This window comes from Hyphomicrobium sp. CS1BSMeth3, assembly GCF_900117415.1.
Taxonomy (GTDB): Bacteria; Pseudomonadota; Alphaproteobacteria; order Rhizobiales; family Hyphomicrobiaceae.
This window is the reverse complement of record NZ_FPEI01000006.1, coordinates 332,535-349,929: the sequence shown is the minus strand read 5'-3', so window position 1 is coordinate 349,929 and position 17,395 is coordinate 332,535. Positions and strand designations below refer to the sequence as shown.

At 62.9% G+C, this 17,395-nt stretch carries 15 protein-coding genes; 7 read left to right on the top strand and 8 right to left on the bottom strand.

The window, feature by feature from the left end:
* Position 1: 1 nt before the first annotated feature.
* The 5 genes from CS1BSM3_RS16730 to CS1BSM3_RS16710 form a co-directional block, all read right to left on the bottom strand.
* Positions 2–805 (bottom strand): IclR family transcriptional regulator, encoded by an 804-nt coding sequence (locus CS1BSM3_RS16730; RefSeq protein WP_174263705.1) that lies wholly within the window; start codon positions 803–805, stop codon positions 2–4.
* Positions 806–1,503: 698 nt separating this feature from the next.
* Positions 1,504–2,793 (bottom strand): TRAP transporter large permease, encoded by a 1,290-nt coding sequence (locus CS1BSM3_RS16725; protein ID WP_244540545.1) that lies wholly within the window; start codon positions 2,791–2,793, stop codon positions 1,504–1,506.
* A gap of 10 nt (positions 2,794–2,803) precedes the next feature.
* On the bottom strand, positions 2,804–3,367 hold the full coding sequence (locus CS1BSM3_RS16720; RefSeq protein WP_072388794.1) for a TRAP transporter small permease: 564 nt from the start codon (positions 3,365–3,367) through the stop codon (positions 2,804–2,806).
* A gap of 67 nt (positions 3,368–3,434) precedes the next feature.
* Complete coding sequence (locus tag CS1BSM3_RS16715) at positions 3,435–4,421, bottom strand: TRAP transporter substrate-binding protein (protein ID WP_072388792.1); 987 nt, start codon at positions 4,419–4,421, stop codon at positions 3,435–3,437.
* 54 nt (positions 4,422–4,475) lie between these two features.
* Positions 4,476–5,372, bottom strand: coding sequence for a phytanoyl-CoA dioxygenase family protein (locus CS1BSM3_RS16710; RefSeq protein WP_072388790.1), 897 nt, complete (start codon positions 5,370–5,372; stop codon positions 4,476–4,478).
* A 143-nt stretch (positions 5,373–5,515) separates the two neighbouring features.
* Here CS1BSM3_RS16710 and CS1BSM3_RS16705 point away from each other — a divergent pair, with 143 nt between their 5' ends.
* The 6 genes from CS1BSM3_RS16705 to CS1BSM3_RS16680 all read left to right on the top strand — a co-directional run bounded on the left by CS1BSM3_RS16705 (position 5,516) and on the right by CS1BSM3_RS16680 (position 12,705).
* Complete coding sequence (locus CS1BSM3_RS16705) at positions 5,516–6,502, top strand: LacI family DNA-binding transcriptional regulator (protein ID WP_083528658.1); 987 nt, start codon at positions 5,516–5,518, stop codon at positions 6,500–6,502.
* A 598-nt stretch (positions 6,503–7,100) separates the two neighbouring features.
* A complete protein-coding gene (locus tag CS1BSM3_RS16700) occupies positions 7,101–7,718 on the top strand; it encodes a hypothetical protein (protein ID WP_072388786.1) in 618 nt (205 codons plus the stop codon).
* Complete coding sequence (locus CS1BSM3_RS16695; RefSeq protein ID WP_072388784.1) at positions 7,702–8,091, top strand: transcriptional regulator; 390 nt, start codon at positions 7,702–7,704, stop codon at positions 8,089–8,091. The genes CS1BSM3_RS16700 and CS1BSM3_RS16695 overlap by 17 nt, the downstream gene beginning before the upstream one ends.
* Positions 8,092–8,130: 39 nt before the next feature.
* Entirely contained in the window at positions 8,131–8,892 is a 762-nt protein-coding gene (locus CS1BSM3_RS16690; RefSeq protein ID WP_072388782.1) for a di-trans,poly-cis-decaprenylcistransferase, read from the top strand.
* 48 nt (positions 8,893–8,940) lie between these two features.
* Complete coding sequence (xrtT, locus tag CS1BSM3_RS16685; RefSeq protein ID WP_174263704.1) at positions 8,941–10,518, top strand: exosortase T; 1,578 nt, start codon at positions 8,941–8,943, stop codon at positions 10,516–10,518.
* A gap of 6 nt (positions 10,519–10,524) precedes the next feature.
* Positions 10,525–12,705, top strand: a complete 2,181-nt coding sequence (locus CS1BSM3_RS16680) for a VIT and vWA domain-containing protein (RefSeq protein WP_072388780.1) — start codon at positions 10,525–10,527, stop codon at positions 12,703–12,705.
* Between the two features lie 328 nt (positions 12,706–13,033).
* Here the strand turns inward: CS1BSM3_RS16680 and CS1BSM3_RS16675 are convergent, their stop codons facing one another.
* Positions 13,034–14,716, bottom strand: a complete 1,683-nt coding sequence (locus tag CS1BSM3_RS16675) for an acyl-CoA dehydrogenase family protein (protein WP_072388778.1) — start codon at positions 14,714–14,716, stop codon at positions 13,034–13,036.
* Positions 14,717–14,842: 126 nt separating this feature from the next.
* Here CS1BSM3_RS16675 and CS1BSM3_RS16670 point away from each other — a divergent pair, with 126 nt between their 5' ends.
* The gene (locus CS1BSM3_RS16670; protein ID WP_072388776.1) at positions 14,843–15,310 is read left to right on the top strand and encodes an Lrp/AsnC family transcriptional regulator; all 468 of its coding nucleotides are present in this window, start codon (positions 14,843–14,845) and stop codon (positions 15,308–15,310) included.
* Between the two features lie 200 nt (positions 15,311–15,510).
* On the opposite strand, the gene CS1BSM3_RS16665 is transcribed toward CS1BSM3_RS16670, so the two are convergent.
* Positions 15,511–16,644: a mandelate racemase/muconate lactonizing enzyme family protein gene (locus CS1BSM3_RS16665; RefSeq protein WP_072388774.1), complete on the bottom strand. Its 1,134-nt coding sequence runs from the start codon at positions 16,642–16,644 to the stop codon at positions 15,511–15,513.
* Entirely contained in the window at positions 16,641–17,378 is a 738-nt protein-coding gene (locus CS1BSM3_RS16660) for a GntR family transcriptional regulator (RefSeq protein ID WP_244540544.1), read from the bottom strand. Before CS1BSM3_RS16660 ends, CS1BSM3_RS16665 begins: the two co-directional genes overlap by 4 nt.
* Between the last annotated feature and the right edge of the window lie 17 nt (positions 17,379–17,395).

The following is a 17,395-nucleotide window of genomic DNA, read 5'->3' as shown; positions in this document are numbered from 1 at the left end:
CTCAGGACGTTCCGTACCGCTTGGTCAAACGAACATCAGGCTGGTGACCGAGCTTCTCGGAGATTGCGGTCGCAGCGCTAATGACGAAAGGCGCGCACCGCTCGATGAGCTTTCGGTCCATACGGAATATCGGAATGGCGACGCCGCACGACGCGACCACCTCTCCGCTGTGATCCCGTATGGGGGCAGCGATACCGCCCATCTCGACGTGGTTCTCGCCCTTTGTAACCGCGACCCCCTTGCGCACCACGTCATCTAAGGCGGTTCGAATGCGCTTCGGATCGACGATGCTGAGGGACGTCACTGGCTTGAGTGGTCGAGCAAGAACCTTGTCGGCCATGTCCTTCCGAAAGGCGAGGATCGCCCGTCCGGTCGCCGTCAAATGCGACGGGTTGAGTTTTCCGAGCTGCGTCTGCACGCGGATCGACCGTGCGCTCTCGACCTTCGAGACGTAGATCACGTCGCCGGAAGGATCGAGCATCGAGAGATGCACGGTCTCATCGGCGGCAGCCATGAGCCTTTCGAGATGCGGGCGCGCCAATGTCACGAGATCAAAATCTGCGAGCGCAGCCATCCCGATCCGCCACGTCTTCAACGTCAATCGGTAATGCGAGGTGGTCGGATCCTGCTCGACAAAGCCGATGCCGATCAATGTCGCCAATCCGCGATGCACACTGCTCTTGGGCCTGCCAACCTTAGCCGCGAGTGCCGAGAGCGACATCTGGCCTGGGTGTTCCCCAAAAACCTCCAGGAGTTCGAACGTTCCTGCGGCTGACGCAATAAACCGGTTTCTGTCGACTACCATCCTTGTGTTCTGCTCCGTAGAACGACCTAAGGATATCATGCGGAGCTGAACCATTGTGGTCAAGTGAAGAAGCAGATCACTCCACTACTGCGTTCTACATTGCAGAATTATGGCCTGCAGTGCTTGCTACACCTTGAACAGCGGCCGCCACAGCACCGAAGGCGCGAGAAGCTGGCGGAAGGGAGTGTGTCGTCTGCCTAAATTCCGTACGTGAAGCCCGCTTAGCGGACTTGGCCGACTGCATACCCGGCGCCGTCAGTTTGAGGAGCAGATCTTCTGCTTCTGGGATGTTGCGTCGAGGCACTGCGGCGCTCTGCGGAGTTTGCACACATCGGCTGGCTCAGCGGCGTGACCGCTGACACATCGGGTATGACGTCCGGTCATACTTCGGAACCTGCCGAAGAGAACCGAACCGAACTATCGCGGCTGCAGCCGGTCGACATCGGCACAATGGCCGTATCGTGCTTTCAGTCTTTGAGCGGCAACGCATCAAGGCCCGCTATTGCAGCCGCCAAAAGACAAAGTATGTACGCGTTCAATCTGGTGCTTATTCGGGCAACTGGCGATCCTCCGTAGGTCGACCGCCTCGCAGCGGACAACGAGGCAACGTACGAGCGGCTTCGAGCTCGCGGCGGCGCGCTGTGTCCCGACTGCGCCTGCCACTAGGCTATGGCGGCTCTTAGCCAAGTGGAAATCGTTCAACCTTTGAACAGCGACGGCACGAACAAAACGAACCCAGGCCAGTAGGTGATGATCAGCAACGCAATTCCCAGCGGGATATAGAACGGCAGCACCGCACGCACCATCTGCGCAAACGTGATCTTGGCAATATCCTTCAAGATGAACAGGATCACCCCGAAGGGCGGCGTTATGGCGCCGACAATCAGGTTCAGCGAGATGATGATGCCGAAGTGTACAGGATCGATTCCGACCGCGAGGATGATGGGCAGCAGCGTCGGCGTGACGATCAGAAGGATCGCCGTCGTCTCCATGAAGCAGCCGAGGAACAGCAGCAGCACGTTGATGATGGCAAGGACGACGACAGGGTCCTGCGTGAATTGCAGCACCACGGCCGACAGCTCTGCCGGCAGGCGTGTAAACGAGATGAGCCATCCGAACGGCACGGCTGCGGCGATGATGAAGACGAGGACGCCGCAGAAAATGAGGGTCTCGTTTATGGCGTCGAACACCATTTTCCAGGTGAGCTCGCGATACCAGAAACCCAGCGCGATGGCATAGACGACCGTCAAGGCACCGAGCTCGGTGGGCGTTGCAATGCCGAGCATCAAGCCGCCGACCAGCACGATGGGTGCAAGGAATGCCGGCAATCCGGCCAGGAACGACTGCGACAGCTCGGCCAGGGTCGCCCGCCGCTCCACTGGGCAATGCACGCGCCCCGTCACGGCCAGGAAATAGACCATACCCATCATCGCCACGCCCATGAGGATGCCTGGCAGGATGCCCGCTAGGAAAAGGTCGGCCACCGAGACCTGGGCCATCAGGCCGTAGATCACCATGATCACGCTCGGCGGAATGATCGGCCCGATCGTGGCCGAGGCCGCGCTGACCGCTGCCGCGAATGCCGGATCGAAGCCGCGCTCGCGCATAGCCTTGACCTCGATGAGACCGAGACCGGCGGCATCGGCCTGCGCTACGCCCGACATCGACGAGAAAATCATGCTGGCGACGATGTTGCAGTGGGCGAGGCCGCCTCTGATGTGACCAACCAGGGCGTGCGCGAAATGGAATATGCGCGCGGCGATTCCCGAGGTGTTCAAAAGCTGGCCGGCGAGTATGAACAACGGCACGGCCAGCAAGGGAAAGCTGTCGATGCCGGGCGCCATGCGCTGCACGACGATGGTAAGAGGCACGACGGGATTGAGGATCAGGTAGAGCAGCGCGCTACCCGCGAGCGCGAAGGCGATCGGCACCTCGATGGCGATCAGGGCGCCGAATACCGCGAACATCAGCAGAATGGAAAAATCCACGCGCGCGCCCTCAGATGTGACTTTGCTCCGAAGGAGGCAGCCCCATGACACCCTCCTTCGCGTCTACTCCTTTTGCACCAGCGAGCGTCGCGACCTCGACGAGCACGAGATAGACGCACGTCGCCAGCATGGAGACGCACGAGGCGGCGAGCGGGATCGAATAGAACCATGCCCGCGGCACGGGCCATGGCAGAGAGACGGACGTCGAGCGGCTCTCGATGTCGATGATCTTGCCGACCTCGCGCACGAGCATCCACATGATCGCAATGACGATCAGATTGACGAGGATGCGGCTTGCTGCCTTGGCGTGATCGGGCAGATAGTCGACGAAGGTCTCGATCTTGATATGGCGGCCGTACTTCAGGCCCAGGCTGGCGCCGATGAAGGCACTCCAGATGAACGAGTAGGTCGCCAGCTCCTCGACCCAGATGATCGGGCGATTGAAGACGTAGCGCGTGAACACCTGCGTGGTAATGGCGATCACCATGATGGCGATCAAGGTCACGCCGAGCCAGCGCTCGACGTGACCAATGTATTGGAGGACGCGCCGGAAGAGGCGCAGCGAGAAAGCCATGGCTCGATCCCCCGGTAAGCCCTCGCTACTCAAGCGCCGAAGAGCAAGGACCGCAAACGACGCTGCGCTACTTGATTTCCTGGATCGCTTTCCAGAGGCCTGGCGACCAGGCGCCGTCTTTCTCCATGTCGGCGACGGCCTGCTGCGAGCGTGCCTGGATTGCCGTGATGTCGACCTTGTGCACAGTGGCACCGGCTGCCGCCATCTTGGACATGACCTCCTCGGTCTCCTTTGCCGACTGGTCGCGCGCCCAATCCACAGCCTCCTTGGCCGCCGCCACCAGGATCTTCTGCAGCTCCGGGCTGAGCTCCTGGTAGGCCTTCTCGTTGATGGTGATGTGCGCCGATGAGTAGATGTGATCAGTGCGGATGACGTGCTTCGCCGCCTCGTGGAACTTCGCGGAGAAGGCGGCCGAGACGGGCCCTTCCGCCGCGTCGACAACGCCGTTCTTGAGGCCGAGGAACACTTCCGCCCAGGCAAGACGGCTCGGGCGGGCGCCCAGCGTCTCCCAGAGCTTCACATATACTTTGATCTCGGGCACGCGCATCTTGATGCCCGAGATGTCATCGAGCTTCGTGATCGGCTTGTTGGCGAACATGACGCGCGGCTGGGTTGCCGACGCCGCCAGGATGCGGATGCCCTGCTTGGCGCGCAGCTCATCGGCGAGCTTCTGATAAGGCGCGCTCTCGGTGAACTTCTGCAGGTGAGCCACATCGCGGAAGGTGAAACCCCAGCCCATGATGGCGAAGTCCTTCACCCAGTTGGCGTACCAATCGAGCACATCACCGTAGATGTGGACCGAGCCGGCGATCATTTGCTCGATCACCTGCTGATCGTTGCCGAGCTGCTCGCCCTGGATGAAGTTGATCTTGAGCTTGCCCGCCGCGCGTTCGTTGACGAGCTTGGTGAAGAGCACGTTCTGGCGATCGAGCAACGAGCCGATGGCGTCGGATCCGCCGAATGTCAGTGTCTTCTGGGCCGATGCCGCGGCCGGCAGCAGCAGCATCGACAAACCCACGACTGCGATAGTCGACAACGACTTGATGCTACGCATGGACAATCCTCCCGTACGTTTTTCGTTTTTTAGCGACCGCCGGATAGCGGTTTTTCAAGCCGCGAACGCGGTCTTGGCGCCGCCGGTCTTCTGCGTCTTGAAGATGGAGCCGGCATCGGGTGCCGGCGGCAGGGGAAGGACGACCGGAACCGCCTCCATACGCGGAACAAGCGATGGCTTGCCGATGATCGTGCGCGCTTCGAGGTCGGCCAGGAAGTCCTTGGCGCTAAGGCGATGCATGTAAGAGCTCGCGCCGGCGAGCGGCCAGGCGTCAGCCGCCAGGCACTCGTAGAACAGGAGAAGGCGCGCGCGATCACTGCGGTTCGGGGCCGAGCCGTGCAGCGTCCGCGCATGATGCACGGTCATGCTGCCTGCCTTGCCGGTCAGCGTCACGGCCTGCTTGGAGTGGAAGTCGGGATCTTCGGGATCGATGGCGCCGCAGAACACGCCGTCCTTGTTGTTGTGGCTGAGGACGGGGCCTTTGTGAGAGCCTGGAATCACCTGCAGCGGACCGTTTACGAGGTCGACATCCTCCAGCATGACACCGCAGGCAAGAATGTCGTCGTTGGTGTGCGGATAGAAGGCCCAGTCCTGATGCCATTCCACAGCCGCGCCGCCGCCGGGGGCCTTGGTGTTGAGCTTGGAGGTCTGCAGCAGCACATCGGGACCCAGGAGCTGGCGGAGCACCTCGGTGATGCGCGAGTTCTTCGCGATCTCCCAATAATAGGGATGCTGCTTGTGCGGCAGCTTGATGCGCGTGAGCTTGGGCGTCTGAGCCGAATGACCTTCATCGAGATCGAACACATCGTCGCTCGTGGTGACGGCTCTCGATTTGTCGATGAAGTCGTAGGAGATTTCGCGCAAGCGCGCGAGCTGATCCGGGGTGAGAACGTTCTCCACCATCAGATAGCCGTTCTCGTTGTAGAACTCGATCTGCTCCTTGCTGAGCATGGGCGTCCTCCCGAACCGGATTTGAAATTGAGATTTTTATTTATGTTATCGCTAACATTGCCCTCGCTGATATGTCAACGCCGGCTCCTGCGGGACTTTGAAAGGTGAGGCCTTAAGTGGCAGACAAGCGCAGTTGGGTGCGCATGAGCGAAGTCGCGGCTGCGGCGAGGGTGTCAACGATGACAGTCTCGCGCGTGCTGCGCACCCCCGACAAGGTGCGGCCTGAGACGTGCCGGCGCGTGCAGGCAGCGATTCGCAAGCTGGGCTACGTGCCGGACGAGGCTGCGGGAGCCTTGTCCTCGCGTCGCAGCCGGATCATCGGAGCCCTGGTCTCGACGCTCGGCGGCTCGTTCTTCGCATCCACGGTGGATGGCCTTTCCCAGACCCTGCGGGAGCAGGGCTATCAGCTCCTACTGGCGACAACCAACTACACGCCGGAAATCGAGGCTGACTCCATCGCCGCCATGCTGGCGCGCCGCCCTGACGGCCTCGTGCTGACCAGCACCCAGCATACCGACATGGCGAACCGCTTGTTGAAGCGTGCGCGGATACCGATCGTAGAGTTGTGGGAGTTGCCCGAGGCACCAATCGACAGCGCTGTCGGCTTCTCCAACCGCGCAGCCGGCAACGCCATGACCGAGTTCCTGGCGGACGCAGGCCATAAGGGCATCGGCTTCATAGGTCGCTCGAGCCCGTTCGACAGGCGCGGTCAATTGCGCCGCGCCGGCTACAAGGATGCTCTCGCTGCGCGCAGCCTTCATGCACCGCGTGTCGCGTCGGTGGCCGGGCTCGGCGATGATCCGAGCGCAGGCGCGAGCGGACTAGCGCATCTTTTGATGCGCTGGGAGGACACCACGGCCGTGTTCTGCGCCAGCGACAGCATTGCCCTGGGCGCGCTCTCGGAGGCGCGCCGGCGCGGCCTCAGGGTTCCGGACGACATTGCCATTGCCGGATTCGGAGACTTCGAAATGGCGAGTGAGAACGGTCTCGCACTGACCACCGTCCGTGTTCCAGGCTTTGCCATTGGTGAGGAAGCTGCACGGCTTGTCCTGCGCCGCGGCAACGGCGAGGCGACCCACAAGCGCATTGTCGATCTAGGGTTTCAGATCGTGCGTCGAATGACGGCTTGACCATCGCCGCCCCGGCCTGGCCCGGCGGGCTACTAAGAAATCGAGATCTAGTACGGTGGCGGCTGCGTGCGATTTCTGCTCCGGGTCGTCGGCTGGTGATTGTGACGTCGTCGCAGTCCAGATCGATGACGTTGCCCCGAGTGGTTGCTCGATGGATGGCACAACTATCCGCCAGAAGAAGACGGGCGGACAGTTCGGTTTGAGCTGACCGACCAGCCTCGTCAGGCCGTCGACGAATATCTGCGAGTGAGTGGCACAAGCCGGGGCAATTCCTATTCGCCGGCCGCAGCGACATGGGCGAGCCGGCACGCAAAGACTGACGCGCCCAAAGCGGCAAGCTCAAAGCTCGGATAGCTGATCGGGGAGGCTGACCAGGGGCTATACCCATGTTGGTCGCCAGATGCTCGCAATGCAGCGAGCACCGAGCTCTGATCTGTACATGCGCCGGATGTCTGCTTCCTCTGCCCTCTGACGTGCTCCAATCCTCAACACGAGAAAATGTCGACGCCCGACCGAACTGGCGAGGCGAATCATAAGGTACTTGCCTTCCGCGTCGCGGCCGTCTATGCTTTGGAATGCAAAGTAATTGGATGTAGAGATGAGCGATCTCCACAAGGCCTTGGCGGACATCGGTAACATCCGCCTTCAACTTGCGGCCGGCACGACGTTTCGTGGATTTGGCCCGACGGTCATCGCGGCCACCGGCTTGCTCTCGATCGCGGCGGCGGCGGCCCAGTCCATGCAGCTTCTACCGCACCAGGATCCCGTCAGCTTCCTTAGCGTCTGGATCGCTGTGGCGGCCGTCTCGGCAGTGCTGATCGGCGTGGAGATGCGTGCGCGCACCCGCCGCCAGCATTCCGGCCTGGCCGATGCCATGCTTGTCAGTGCTGTGGAGCATTTCCTCCCTGTCGGAGCTGCAGGCGCGGTGATCGCTGCAGTGCTGATGCGGCTGGCCGATGATGCACTCTGGCTGCTTCCCGGATTGTGGCAGATGCTGATTGCTCTTGGCCTCTTCGCGGCCGTCCGCTTCCTGCCGCGTACCATCATCATCGCCGCCGCGTGGTACTTTGTTACGGGTGCCACTGTGCTCGCTCTGGCCAGCGAGACGCGCACGCTCTCGCCCTGGTCCATGGGGCTGCCGTTCGGGATCGGCCAGCTGGTGCTCGCTATCATTCTGCGCGTTGCCGAGGGAGGCGACGATGTCGAAATCCGGTGACGAGGCACCATTCTCGTATGAGGGGCTCGACCGTGTGCTTCACGAGAAGGCGCGGCTCGGCATCATGACCTCGCTCATGGCTCATCCCAAGGGCTTGGCGTTCTCTGACCTGAAGCATCTGTGCGGATTGACCGACGGCAACCTCAGCCGGCACCTGCAGGTGCTCGAGGAAGCGCATGTCGTCGAGATCATCAAAACCTTCGAGCGTAAGCGCCCGCTAACGACGTGCCGTCTCACAGCGTCCGGCCGCCGCAGGTTTCTCGACTATATCGAAGTCCTCGAGCGCGTCGTGCTCGACGCGGCAAAGGCAGCCGGCGAGGCCAAGACACCGACTAAAGCACCGGCACTCCGACTGCGGCCACGACCAGCGTGAGCGAGCCGACGGCCCCCTTTTTTAAATGGAAACTCTGCAATGCAAAGTAGTGTACATAACCAAGACAACCTCCACGTCGCCATCATCATGGATGGCAACGGCCGCTGGGCGACAACCAAAGGTCTTCCACGCACGTCAGGACATTTCGCGGGCATCGCCGCGCTGCGCGGTGTCGTCAAAGCTGCACCCGGCATGGGTGTCGCGACGCTGTCGGTATACGCCTTCTCGTCCGACAACTGGCGCAGACCCGCCTCCGAAGTGGCCGCGTTGATGGACCTCTTTCGCTTCTATCTTGTTCGCGATCTCACTCCCCTCGTCGAAGCGTCGGTCAAGCTGGTCGCGATCGGTCGCCGTGATCGCCTGTCGGATGAACTGGCAAAGCTGATTGCGCACGCCGAAGCAGTCACCGCACGCGGGACGCGGCTGACACTCCGGCTTGCCATCGACTATTCGAGTCGCGATGCGATCCTCGGCGCCGTCGCAGCCTGCCGGCCTCCGCCAACGCGCGAGGAGCTCGCACAGCAGCTCGCCGGCAATAGCGTGCCGGCCGACGTCGATCTGTTGATCCGCACCGGCGGAGAGAAGCGACTGTCAGATTTCCTGTTGTGGGAAGCTGCCTACGCCGAGTTGTATTTCACGGACCGACTGTGGCCCGACTTTCGTGCGCACGATCTGGCGCTGGCGCTTGGGGACTTTCGGGCGCGCGATCGGCGCTTCGGAGGATTGTCGACCACCGCCGGTCAACCGACTGCGAGCGCCGATCACGATCGCGCATCCCGCGCCCCCGCTAGTGCTCCATGACGTCGCCTCGTCGACATCATGCCATCCAGCACACCGGATATCGATCGCATGCTCTCAAGACACCTGTACATCTTTGAAGCCGTGCGGCGCCCTGGCAGCTTCACGCTGCTGCGGAGGCTAACGCCAAGCCAACTCGCGGCCCTGGTTCTCGCCCTTGCCGCTGCGATACTGGCGCTCGATCCCATCGCCTGGCTGATCAACACCTGGCGCGATCCGGCCTATGACTCCAACGGACTACTCGTCGTTGCGATGGTCGCGGCACTCCTGCTCTGGAGCACGGCGAGTCCGGTGGCGAGATCCGCCTCGCTGAAGTCCACCCGCGCGATCGGCCTCCTCGCCATATCCGCCGTGGTGCGGCTTGTCGGACAGCTCAGCGCAATCAACGTGCTTGGCGCCTTGACGCTCGTCGTCGACGTCTACGCCATCGGCCTGCTGCTGCATCTGAACGAGCGCAAGCGATCGATATCGCCCGCCTGGCTCGCAATCACCTTCGCATTTGCCTTGCCGCTCGAACGGATACTCCAACGTTGCTTGGGCTACGCGCTGCAGCAGATCTCCGCTGACGGCGCGTGCGTGATATTGCGCAGCGCGTTCGATGCGGTCGTGTGTGAGGGCGTCCGCATCGTGCTCGCCGGGCGCGACGTGCTGATCGACCTGCCGTGCTCGGGAGCGCGCACATTGCTGCTGAGCGCACTGGCCTTCTCGATGGCCTGCACGGTCCTGCGTCCGCGAGTGCCGATGGCCCTGACGGGACTCGCCTTGCTTCTGGCATCCGCGGTTGCTGCCAATATCCTTCGCATCACTCTGCTCGCGATCGGCATCGCATTTCCCTCCGCAATCGGCGGAATAGATGTGATGGCCAAGCCCTGGCATGACGCAATCGGCTACTGCAGTCTGCTGTTGGGCCTACTGCCGCTCACTGCCTGGATGGCGATGGCGGGCCCGCCGGCGCGCGCTGCCGACCATCTTGGTTGCGCTCCTGCGTGCAGCACCGCCTCATCGACCGCCGACCCCAAGTCGCATCGCCGGCTGCCCTTTGCCTTTGCCGCACTTGCTCTCGCGCTCGTCATCGTCAACCTGCCGCGCAGCCCCGTCGATGTCGCCCGCAGGGACTTCGCTCTCCAGGCGCCAGCGTGGATCATGGGAGAGCGCGCAGAGCCCATTCCGATCGACTCACGCGAGGCCGCTTACTTCACGCGGTACGGAGGTGCCGCAGTCAAGGCGAGCTACGGCGCACACCGCCTGCTGCTTGTGCGGACGTCATCTCCATTGCGGCACCTGCACGCGCCGGATGAATGCCTGCGCGGCATCGGCTTCGACGTGAGCTACGGCGGTCTCGTATTCGAGCCGATCCCGACCGCGCATTATCTGGCGGTCGCGCCCACGGGCGAGCGCTATCGCATCGACGTGACGTTCCTCTCCGATCGTGGCCACCTGACGGGAAGCGTCGCCACTGCCGTGTGGCACTGGCTGCGAGGAGAGGCGGCGCAGTGGACAGCCATCCAGCGGATATCACCGGCCGATCTCCCCGTCTCCGAGCACGCCGATTTTTCGTCGTCCGCCCTCCGCGTGCTGGGCGTCGACCCACCTTCCCGACTGGCGTTTCAACCACCGAAGAAAGGCTGACCTGTCATGCTTTCGAAATGGATTGCCGTTCTCGTATCGCTCGGGACGCTCGCATGGCCTGCAGCATTGGCCGCTGCCGGAACGCCTACCGAAATCGCAGGTGAGATCAGAAGCGAGGTGGACGGCCGCACCGTGCGATTCCCCTCGCTTAAAACCGACATCACAGCCGATGTGCAGGGTGACCTCGCCGCGGTCACCGTGGTGCAGACGTTCGTTAATCCGACACTCACACCGCTCAACGCGACCTATCTTTTCCCGCTGAACGAAGAGGCCGCAGTCCACGCGATGCAAATGCAGATCGGTGATGAGATCGTCGCAGCCCGCATCGAACGCAAGGAAGCCGCGCGCCAGACATTCGAGACTGCCCAACGCAAAGGCAACGCCGCCGCACTGTTGGAGCAGCATCGCCCGAACATGTTCACCCAGAGCGTCGCCAACCTCATGCCCGGCATGCCAATCATTGTGACGCTCAAGTACGTGCAGACGGTGCCGCGCGTCGACGGCGCATACCAGCTCAAGATCCCGCTCGTTGTAGGCCCACGCTACGAACCGCGTCCGCCCACCAATGTAGTCGCCGCGACAGAAACGCGGCAGATCGATGCGCCGCGTCCTCCAGCCGAGACCGCCGGGGAATGGAGTTTCGGCCCGATCCCATCCTACCCGCCGGTCAACGGCCTGACGGCCCCCGGAGAGATCGACGAGGACCGCGTCGCGCTCCGCATCAACCTCGCCGCCGGCGTCGCCATTCCGCAGGTGTTGAGCGCAACGCATGGCATATCTTCGATCGGAGATGCCAACGCGACGTCGCGCACGGTAACGCTGGCGCGCGGCCGCACCATCGACAACCGGGACTTCGTGCTGCTCTACACGCTTGCGGGCAAGACCGTGCAGGCCGGAATGCTGGCTCACAGGGACAGCAATGGCGGCACATTCTCGCTGATGCTCGAGCCACCACAGATCATCGCCGACAGCGACATCACTCCGCGTGAGATCGTGTTCTTGCTCGATACCTCCGGCTCGATGCATGGCGCTCCGATCGACGCCAGCAAGCTGTTCATGAAGCACGCCCTGGAGGCACTGAGGCCGAGCGACTATTTCCGCATCATTCGCTTCTCCAACAATGCGACCGAACTTGCGACGTCCGCCATTCCAGCCAACCCGGACAACCTTCGCCGAGGACTGAGCTATGTGAACAGCCTGACGGCGGACGGCGGCACCGAGGTCGTTGCGGGCCTGACTAAAGCCTTCGACATGCCGGTCATGACTGGTGCCCGCCGCATCCTGGTGTTCCTGTCGGACGGCTACGTGGGCAACGAGGCCGAGATCCTGCGCATGGTCGCGGCGAACATCGGCCAGACCCGCACGTACGTCTTCGGCATCGGCTCGGCGGTCAACCACTACCTGCTCAACGAGATGGCGCGAGTCGGGCGCGGCTTCGCCCGCGTGGTTGATCCTACCGAGAAGGGCGGCGACGCAGCCATTGCCTTCGCCAGGAAGCTCGAAGCCACGGTGATGACGGACGTCACCATCGACTGGGGCGACGTCAAGGTATCGGAAGTGACGCCGGCCACCATTCCCGATCTTTTCGCAGGGGACTCCATCCGTGTCCAGGGGCGCTTCTCCGCGTCTGGATCACATACCATCAGGGTGACGGGCAAGATCAATGGGCGCACCGCGACCTTGCCGCTCGTGGTCGAGCTACCCGCCGGGCCCACGGGGGCCACGACCGGAGCGATCCCGCTGGTATGGGCGCGCTCGCAGATCGCCGACAGCACGCGCGAGCTGATTGTGCCGGTGCACCTACGGCACAGCAGGCAGTCCAATGCGCAGATCGAGAAACGCGTAACGGATCTCGGCCTTGCGCATTCGCTTGCGACGCAATGGACCTCATTCGTCGCCGTCAGCCAGCAGATCGTGAATGCCGAGCCGGCATCGGCGCGCGACAGCCGGATCAACCTTCCCATGGTGCATGGCGTCGGCCCGGGGGCCTATGGCATCCCCAGGCCGCAGCCTGCGGTCCGACACGTCTCCGCTCCTGGCCACTCGCCGACGCGCACCACCGGTATCGGCTTCGGCGGCACTGCAGCCCCCGAGCCGGAAGCGCTCGGCGGCCTAGCTGCGGTGCTTCTGATGCTGGTTGCAGCGCTCCTGCGGCGGCGCCAATTGGCGAGCGCATCGCCGCACTAACGCAAGCCACTGCTCCGATCGCGATGTCTGCATAGGATCAAGGCGGACCCGGATCGAGGTCGACAATGCGATCGAGGTTGCCGAGAATGTCGATATCTGACCCTTCGACGCTTTGCCTGCGGCGGCGCTTATGGCGTCGCCCACTGCAAGTTGTTCGACTTCCGCTTATGGGATCGACCGTTGCGGCGGCGAGCCGGCACATTCTCGCGCATGTCATCGCCTACGGTCGCGGTGATCCGATAGCCTCCGTCGGCTGCCCGTCGAGATGGGCCAACAACGACATAGGGCTTTGCCTGATCGTCTCACTCGTGGTGGATGCCAGGCATCATCAGCTTGCTTCGATGCGGGCTCTATCGACAATGGACTGCGTATCCAGCCCGTGGGGCAGCGTGCCGAAGGCGCGACCCCAGTCGCCGTCGAGGCGCGTTGCGCAGAAAGCGCTGGCAACCGCAGGCGTCGAGTACCGCACGAGTAGGCTCGCCTGAAGCGCGAAGGCCATCATCTCGACGACGCGGCGGGCGATGGGCTCAAGATCGTTCACCTTCATCAGCCGCCGTTCGAGCCGATCGGTGAAGGTATCGAGGCGGGTATCGCCGCCTCTCGCCTTGCGCACCTCGCCGAGGAACACGCCGGCGCTGTCTGGCTCGCGCTGCATGGCGCGCAGCACATCGAGACAGATGACATTGCCGGTGCCCTCCCAGATACCGTTGAGCGGCGCCTCGCGATAGAGCCGCTCCATGAGATGGTCGGCGATGAACCCATTGCCGCCGTGGCATTCGAGCGCCTCGGCGACAAACTGCGGCGCCCGCTTGCAGGCCCAGTACTTTGCAACAGGCGTTGCGATGCGCGACAACATGGCCTCCGCTCGATCGGTCTCGGCGTGATCGAGCGCCTGCGCAAGCCGCATGCTCATCCACATCAGCGCCTCGCTCTCTACAGCGAGGTCAGCGACAACGTTGCGCATGATCGGCAGATCGATCAGGCTGCGTTGGAAGGCGCGCCTGTTGCTGGTGTGGTGGATCGCCTGGGACAGAGCCTGACGCATCAATCCAGACGAGCCGACTGCGAAGTCGAGTCGCGTCAGGTGTGCCATCTCGATGATGGTGCGGATGCCGCGGCCTTCCTCTCCCAGCATGACGGCATGGAGCCCGTAGAACTCGACCTCGCTGCTGGCATTCGACTTGTTGCCGCACTTGTCTTTGAGCCGCTGCAGCTTGAGCCGGTTGCGGCTACCGTCGGGGAGCCATCCGGTCGCCAGGAAGCAGGACAGGCCCTTGTCAGTCTGCGCCAGCGTCAGGAACAGATCGCTCATCGGCACCGAGAAGAACCACTTGTGTCCGGTGAGCAGATAGGGTGCGCCGGAGCCTCGTCGCGGTGACTCCGGCCGGGCCCTGGTCATGGTGGCACGCAAGTCGGAGCCGCCTTGCTTCTCCGTCATCGCCATGCCGACCGTGACGCCGGCCTTGGTTTTGGCGTACCCTGCGCGGGCGTCGTAGGCAGGCCGATTGATGAGCGGTGCCCACTCCTCCAGCAGTGTCGGATCGTGCCGGAGGGCAGCGAGCGAGGCGAACGTCATGCCCATCGGACAGCAGATGCCGTTCTCACCCTGGTTCCAGAGATAGCTGAGCGCAGCACGCGCGACATGGGCACCGGGGCGCGGGTTGGTCCACGCGAACGAATGCGCGCCACAGCCGAAGATCATCTCCATCAGCTCGTGGTAGGCGGGATGGAACTCCACGATGTCGACGCGATGCCCGAAGCGGTCGTGCGTGCGCAGCTCTGGCGTGTGGCGATTGGCCTGGCGCGCCAACGCCTGCACCTTCTCGCTGCCGACGAGCGCGCCAGCGTGCGCGAGGTGGTCAGCCGACCAATCCGCGCCGAAGACCTTGATGGCTTCAGCCAGCGGCTTGTCATTTGAGAAGGCATTGTAGTTCTCGAGCGCACCGGCCTGATTCATCACCTCGTGAGTTGCAAACCCCAAGGCGGGATCGTCGGAAACTGATGCGGTCATGGACGGTCTCCCTCTTGCGCAATGGCGAACATGCCGGCAATTTAAAAGTAATGCGGACGTCGTGGATTGCGTATTTCGATCGATCTATACCATTTCTAGCAATCAGATTGCGCCGGGAGATCTATCATGCCGACCTATAAGCTCGACGATGCCGACCGACGCATCCTGCGAGAGCTGCAGCGCGATGGCGCCATGCGCAATGATGCTCTGGCCGAGCACATCGCATTGACTGCGGCGCCGACGCTGAGGCGCGTACGTGCGCTGGAGGAGGCAGGTGTCATCAGCCGCTATGTCGCCCTTGTAGACCCTGAGAGAATTGGGCTCGGCGTGCGGGTCAAGGTGGATGTACGGCTCGCCGCTCAGACACGCGATGCCATCGACGGCTTTTCCGCTTCGGTCTCTGCCATGCCCGAGGTGATCGAATGCATGATCCTATTCGGCGAGTGGGATTTCCAGCTCACAGTCGTCGCGCGCGATGTCGAGGACTACCAACGCTTCGTGCTCGACAGGCTGGCCAAGCTGCCTGGTATCGGCGCCTACCGCTCGACACTCATTATGCGCGTCGTAAAGCACACGACGGTGCTGCCCGTGTGAGATGCGCCGATGACATTCGGTGGCAATCGCGGCAATGCGCGAATGCATCGCGTGATGCCGCCTGGCAACTTCGTCTGCAGCGGTCAGACTCGTAGGCCGGTAACCAAGTCACGGGAGATTTGATCCAAATCCGGTCCGCTCCGCTTCGAGCTCACCGACCAGACCCGCCGAGCGATCAACGGCGGCCCCCGTGCAGGCTCTCAATGCTGGACCAGATAGCGGTCGAGTGTAACCAAGTCTGGCTCAACTCCGAGACCAGACCGCGCCGGCAGCGTCACTCCCCCATCCCGCACGTCTTCTAGATCGACAGCGATGATTGAGCGTAAGGGATTGGGGTTGGCGTCAATCTCGAGCAGACCATCGCCGCCGACGGCGGCAAGGAGATGGGCCGAAGCCAACAGACCGATGCCACCTCCGAGATAGTGCGGACAGAACCGCAGCCCCAGCTCACGAATGCGGCGCGCGACGCGAAGCGTGGCGCTGAGCCCACCCCATTTCGCGAGGTCCGGCTGCACGACGTCAAGCACCGAGGCGTCGAAAGCGCGCTCGAAGTCCGCAACCCCCGCAATGTTCTCTCCGCCCGCCAGCGGGATTCGCGTTGCACTCTTCAGGCGCTGCCATTCGCTCCATGGCACATCGGCGCGAATGGGCTCCTCGAGCCAACCGAGCCCGAACTTCTCGAGCTTTGGCAGCATCTCTAGCGCCTGATCGACACTCCAGCCCTGATTGGCATCGACCATGAGGCCCGCTTCGGGCCCCAGCGTGCTTCGTAGTTTGGTGAGATTGGTGATGTCACGCTCCGTCCCAAAGCCGACCTTCAGTTTGAAGCTGGTGTAACCCGCCTGCTGCTTCGACTTGGCGAGATGCTCGGGCCTATCCGGATTGAGGCCACTTGCATAGACGCCAATCGTCGCCCCGCCCCTATCATCGAGTAGCTGCCATAGGGGCTTTCCCGCTCGCCGTGCCGCGAGATCCCACAGCGCGGTATCGACGCCAGCTATGGTTTGCGCAAACGGCCCTGGCTCCGCGCTCTGCAGCGCCAGAACGGCGGTGGACGACGTCATGTGCTCGAAGGCCTGAACGGGATTGCGGAAGGTGCGCGCGAGCAGCAGTGGCGTCAGGACGCTGTCGACAAGACGCGCGCGATGCTCCGCGCCCACGGCCGGGAAATTGCACCAAGCCTCGCCCCAGCCTCGTGCCCCCTGATCGTCTTCGACCTCGATCAGGACCATGGGACGGTCGCGCATAGTGCCGAATGACGTCGTCACAGGCCGCTCGAGAGGACAGCGGAAGACGCGAGTTGTCACGCGGCGAAGTTTCAGCTCGGTGCTCATGGCTTGAGGTCCATTTCCAGATGAATGTAGTCGCCGCGGTAGCTGACCTCGGCGAGATAGATAACAGTTCGATCGGGCCCGCACATGACACGGCGAACCTCAGCCATGGGCGTGTTCACGGCGATGCCAAGCAGGCGCGACGTCTCCACGTCCGCCGTCGATATCGTAAGCGTCTGGCGCGCGGAGGCGATCTTCAGACCGGGTAGCGACGTCAGCACGGGAAGTGCGAGCTCGCGACGGAAGCGGGATGGCGCCCGGCGGAACACGCGATAATCCACATAAATGGAAATGACGCAGTAGCGTTCGCCATTGCGCGAATGCACGCGCCGCAAATGGAAATACTTGGGCGCGGCAATGCCGTCGCGCTCGAAGATGACGGGGCTCGCGATGTCCTCGGCGAGGGTCGCGTGCTCCGGTCGATCGCCGCTATACATGGCGACGAGATCGCCAAGTGTCGTCTCCACGCGCAGTTGTCGGCGGGTCGTTGCCTTGCCCGTGACAAACGTGCCGCGACCACGCTGTGGAGAGAGCAAGCCCTCCTCGGCCAGCAAAGAGATGGCCTGGCGCACCGTCACGCGCGCGACCTCGAATTCTTCCATGAGCTGCTCAATGGAAGGCAGGACGCTGCCGGGCAGCCATACCCCCTTGTCCAGGCGCTGGCGGAAGAGATCCGCAAGTTGAACGTAGCGGGGGATGGGCGTGTCGCCGAATATGTGATGCATCGCTTGGGGCATGAGGGTTCAGAATTTGG

Excerpts from the sequence above, each read along its gene's own strand:
- xrtT (WP_174263704.1), top strand. The coding sequence starts at position 8,941 with ATGCTCTCAAGACACCTGTACATCTTTGAAGCCGTGCGGCGCCCTGGC.
- CS1BSM3_RS16680 (WP_072388780.1), top strand. The coding sequence starts at position 10,525 with ATGCTTTCGAAATGGATTGCCGTTCTCGTATCGCTCGGGACGCTCGCA.
- CS1BSM3_RS16700 (WP_072388786.1), top strand. The coding sequence starts at position 7,101 with ATGAGCGATCTCCACAAGGCCTTGGCGGACATCGGTAACATCCGCCTT.
- CS1BSM3_RS16690 (WP_072388782.1), top strand. The coding sequence starts at position 8,131 with ATGCAAAGTAGTGTACATAACCAAGACAACCTCCACGTCGCCATCATC.
- CS1BSM3_RS16720 (WP_072388794.1), bottom strand. The coding sequence starts at position 3,367 with ATGGCTTTCTCGCTGCGCCTCTTCCGGCGCGTCCTCCAATACATTGGT.
- CS1BSM3_RS16715 (WP_072388792.1), bottom strand. The coding sequence starts at position 4,421 with ATGCGTAGCATCAAGTCGTTGTCGACTATCGCAGTCGTGGGTTTGTCG.
- CS1BSM3_RS16660 (WP_244540544.1), bottom strand. The coding sequence starts at position 17,378 with ATGCCCCAAGCGATGCATCACATATTCGGCGACACGCCCATCCCCCGC.
- CS1BSM3_RS16665 (WP_072388774.1), bottom strand. The coding sequence starts at position 16,644 with ATGAGCACCGAGCTGAAACTTCGCCGCGTGACAACTCGCGTCTTCCGC.
- CS1BSM3_RS16705 (WP_083528658.1), top strand. The coding sequence starts at position 5,516 with ATGAGCGAAGTCGCGGCTGCGGCGAGGGTGTCAACGATGACAGTCTCG.
- CS1BSM3_RS16670 (WP_072388776.1), top strand. The coding sequence starts at position 14,843 with ATGCCGACCTATAAGCTCGACGATGCCGACCGACGCATCCTGCGAGAG.
- CS1BSM3_RS16695 (WP_072388784.1), top strand. The coding sequence starts at position 7,702 with ATGTCGAAATCCGGTGACGAGGCACCATTCTCGTATGAGGGGCTCGAC.
- CS1BSM3_RS16675 (WP_072388778.1), bottom strand. The coding sequence starts at position 14,716 with ATGACCGCATCAGTTTCCGACGATCCCGCCTTGGGGTTTGCAACTCAC.
- CS1BSM3_RS16730 (WP_174263705.1), bottom strand. The coding sequence starts at position 805 with ATGGTAGTCGACAGAAACCGGTTTATTGCGTCAGCCGCAGGAACGTTC.
- CS1BSM3_RS16710 (WP_072388790.1), bottom strand. The coding sequence starts at position 5,372 with ATGCTCAGCAAGGAGCAGATCGAGTTCTACAACGAGAACGGCTATCTG.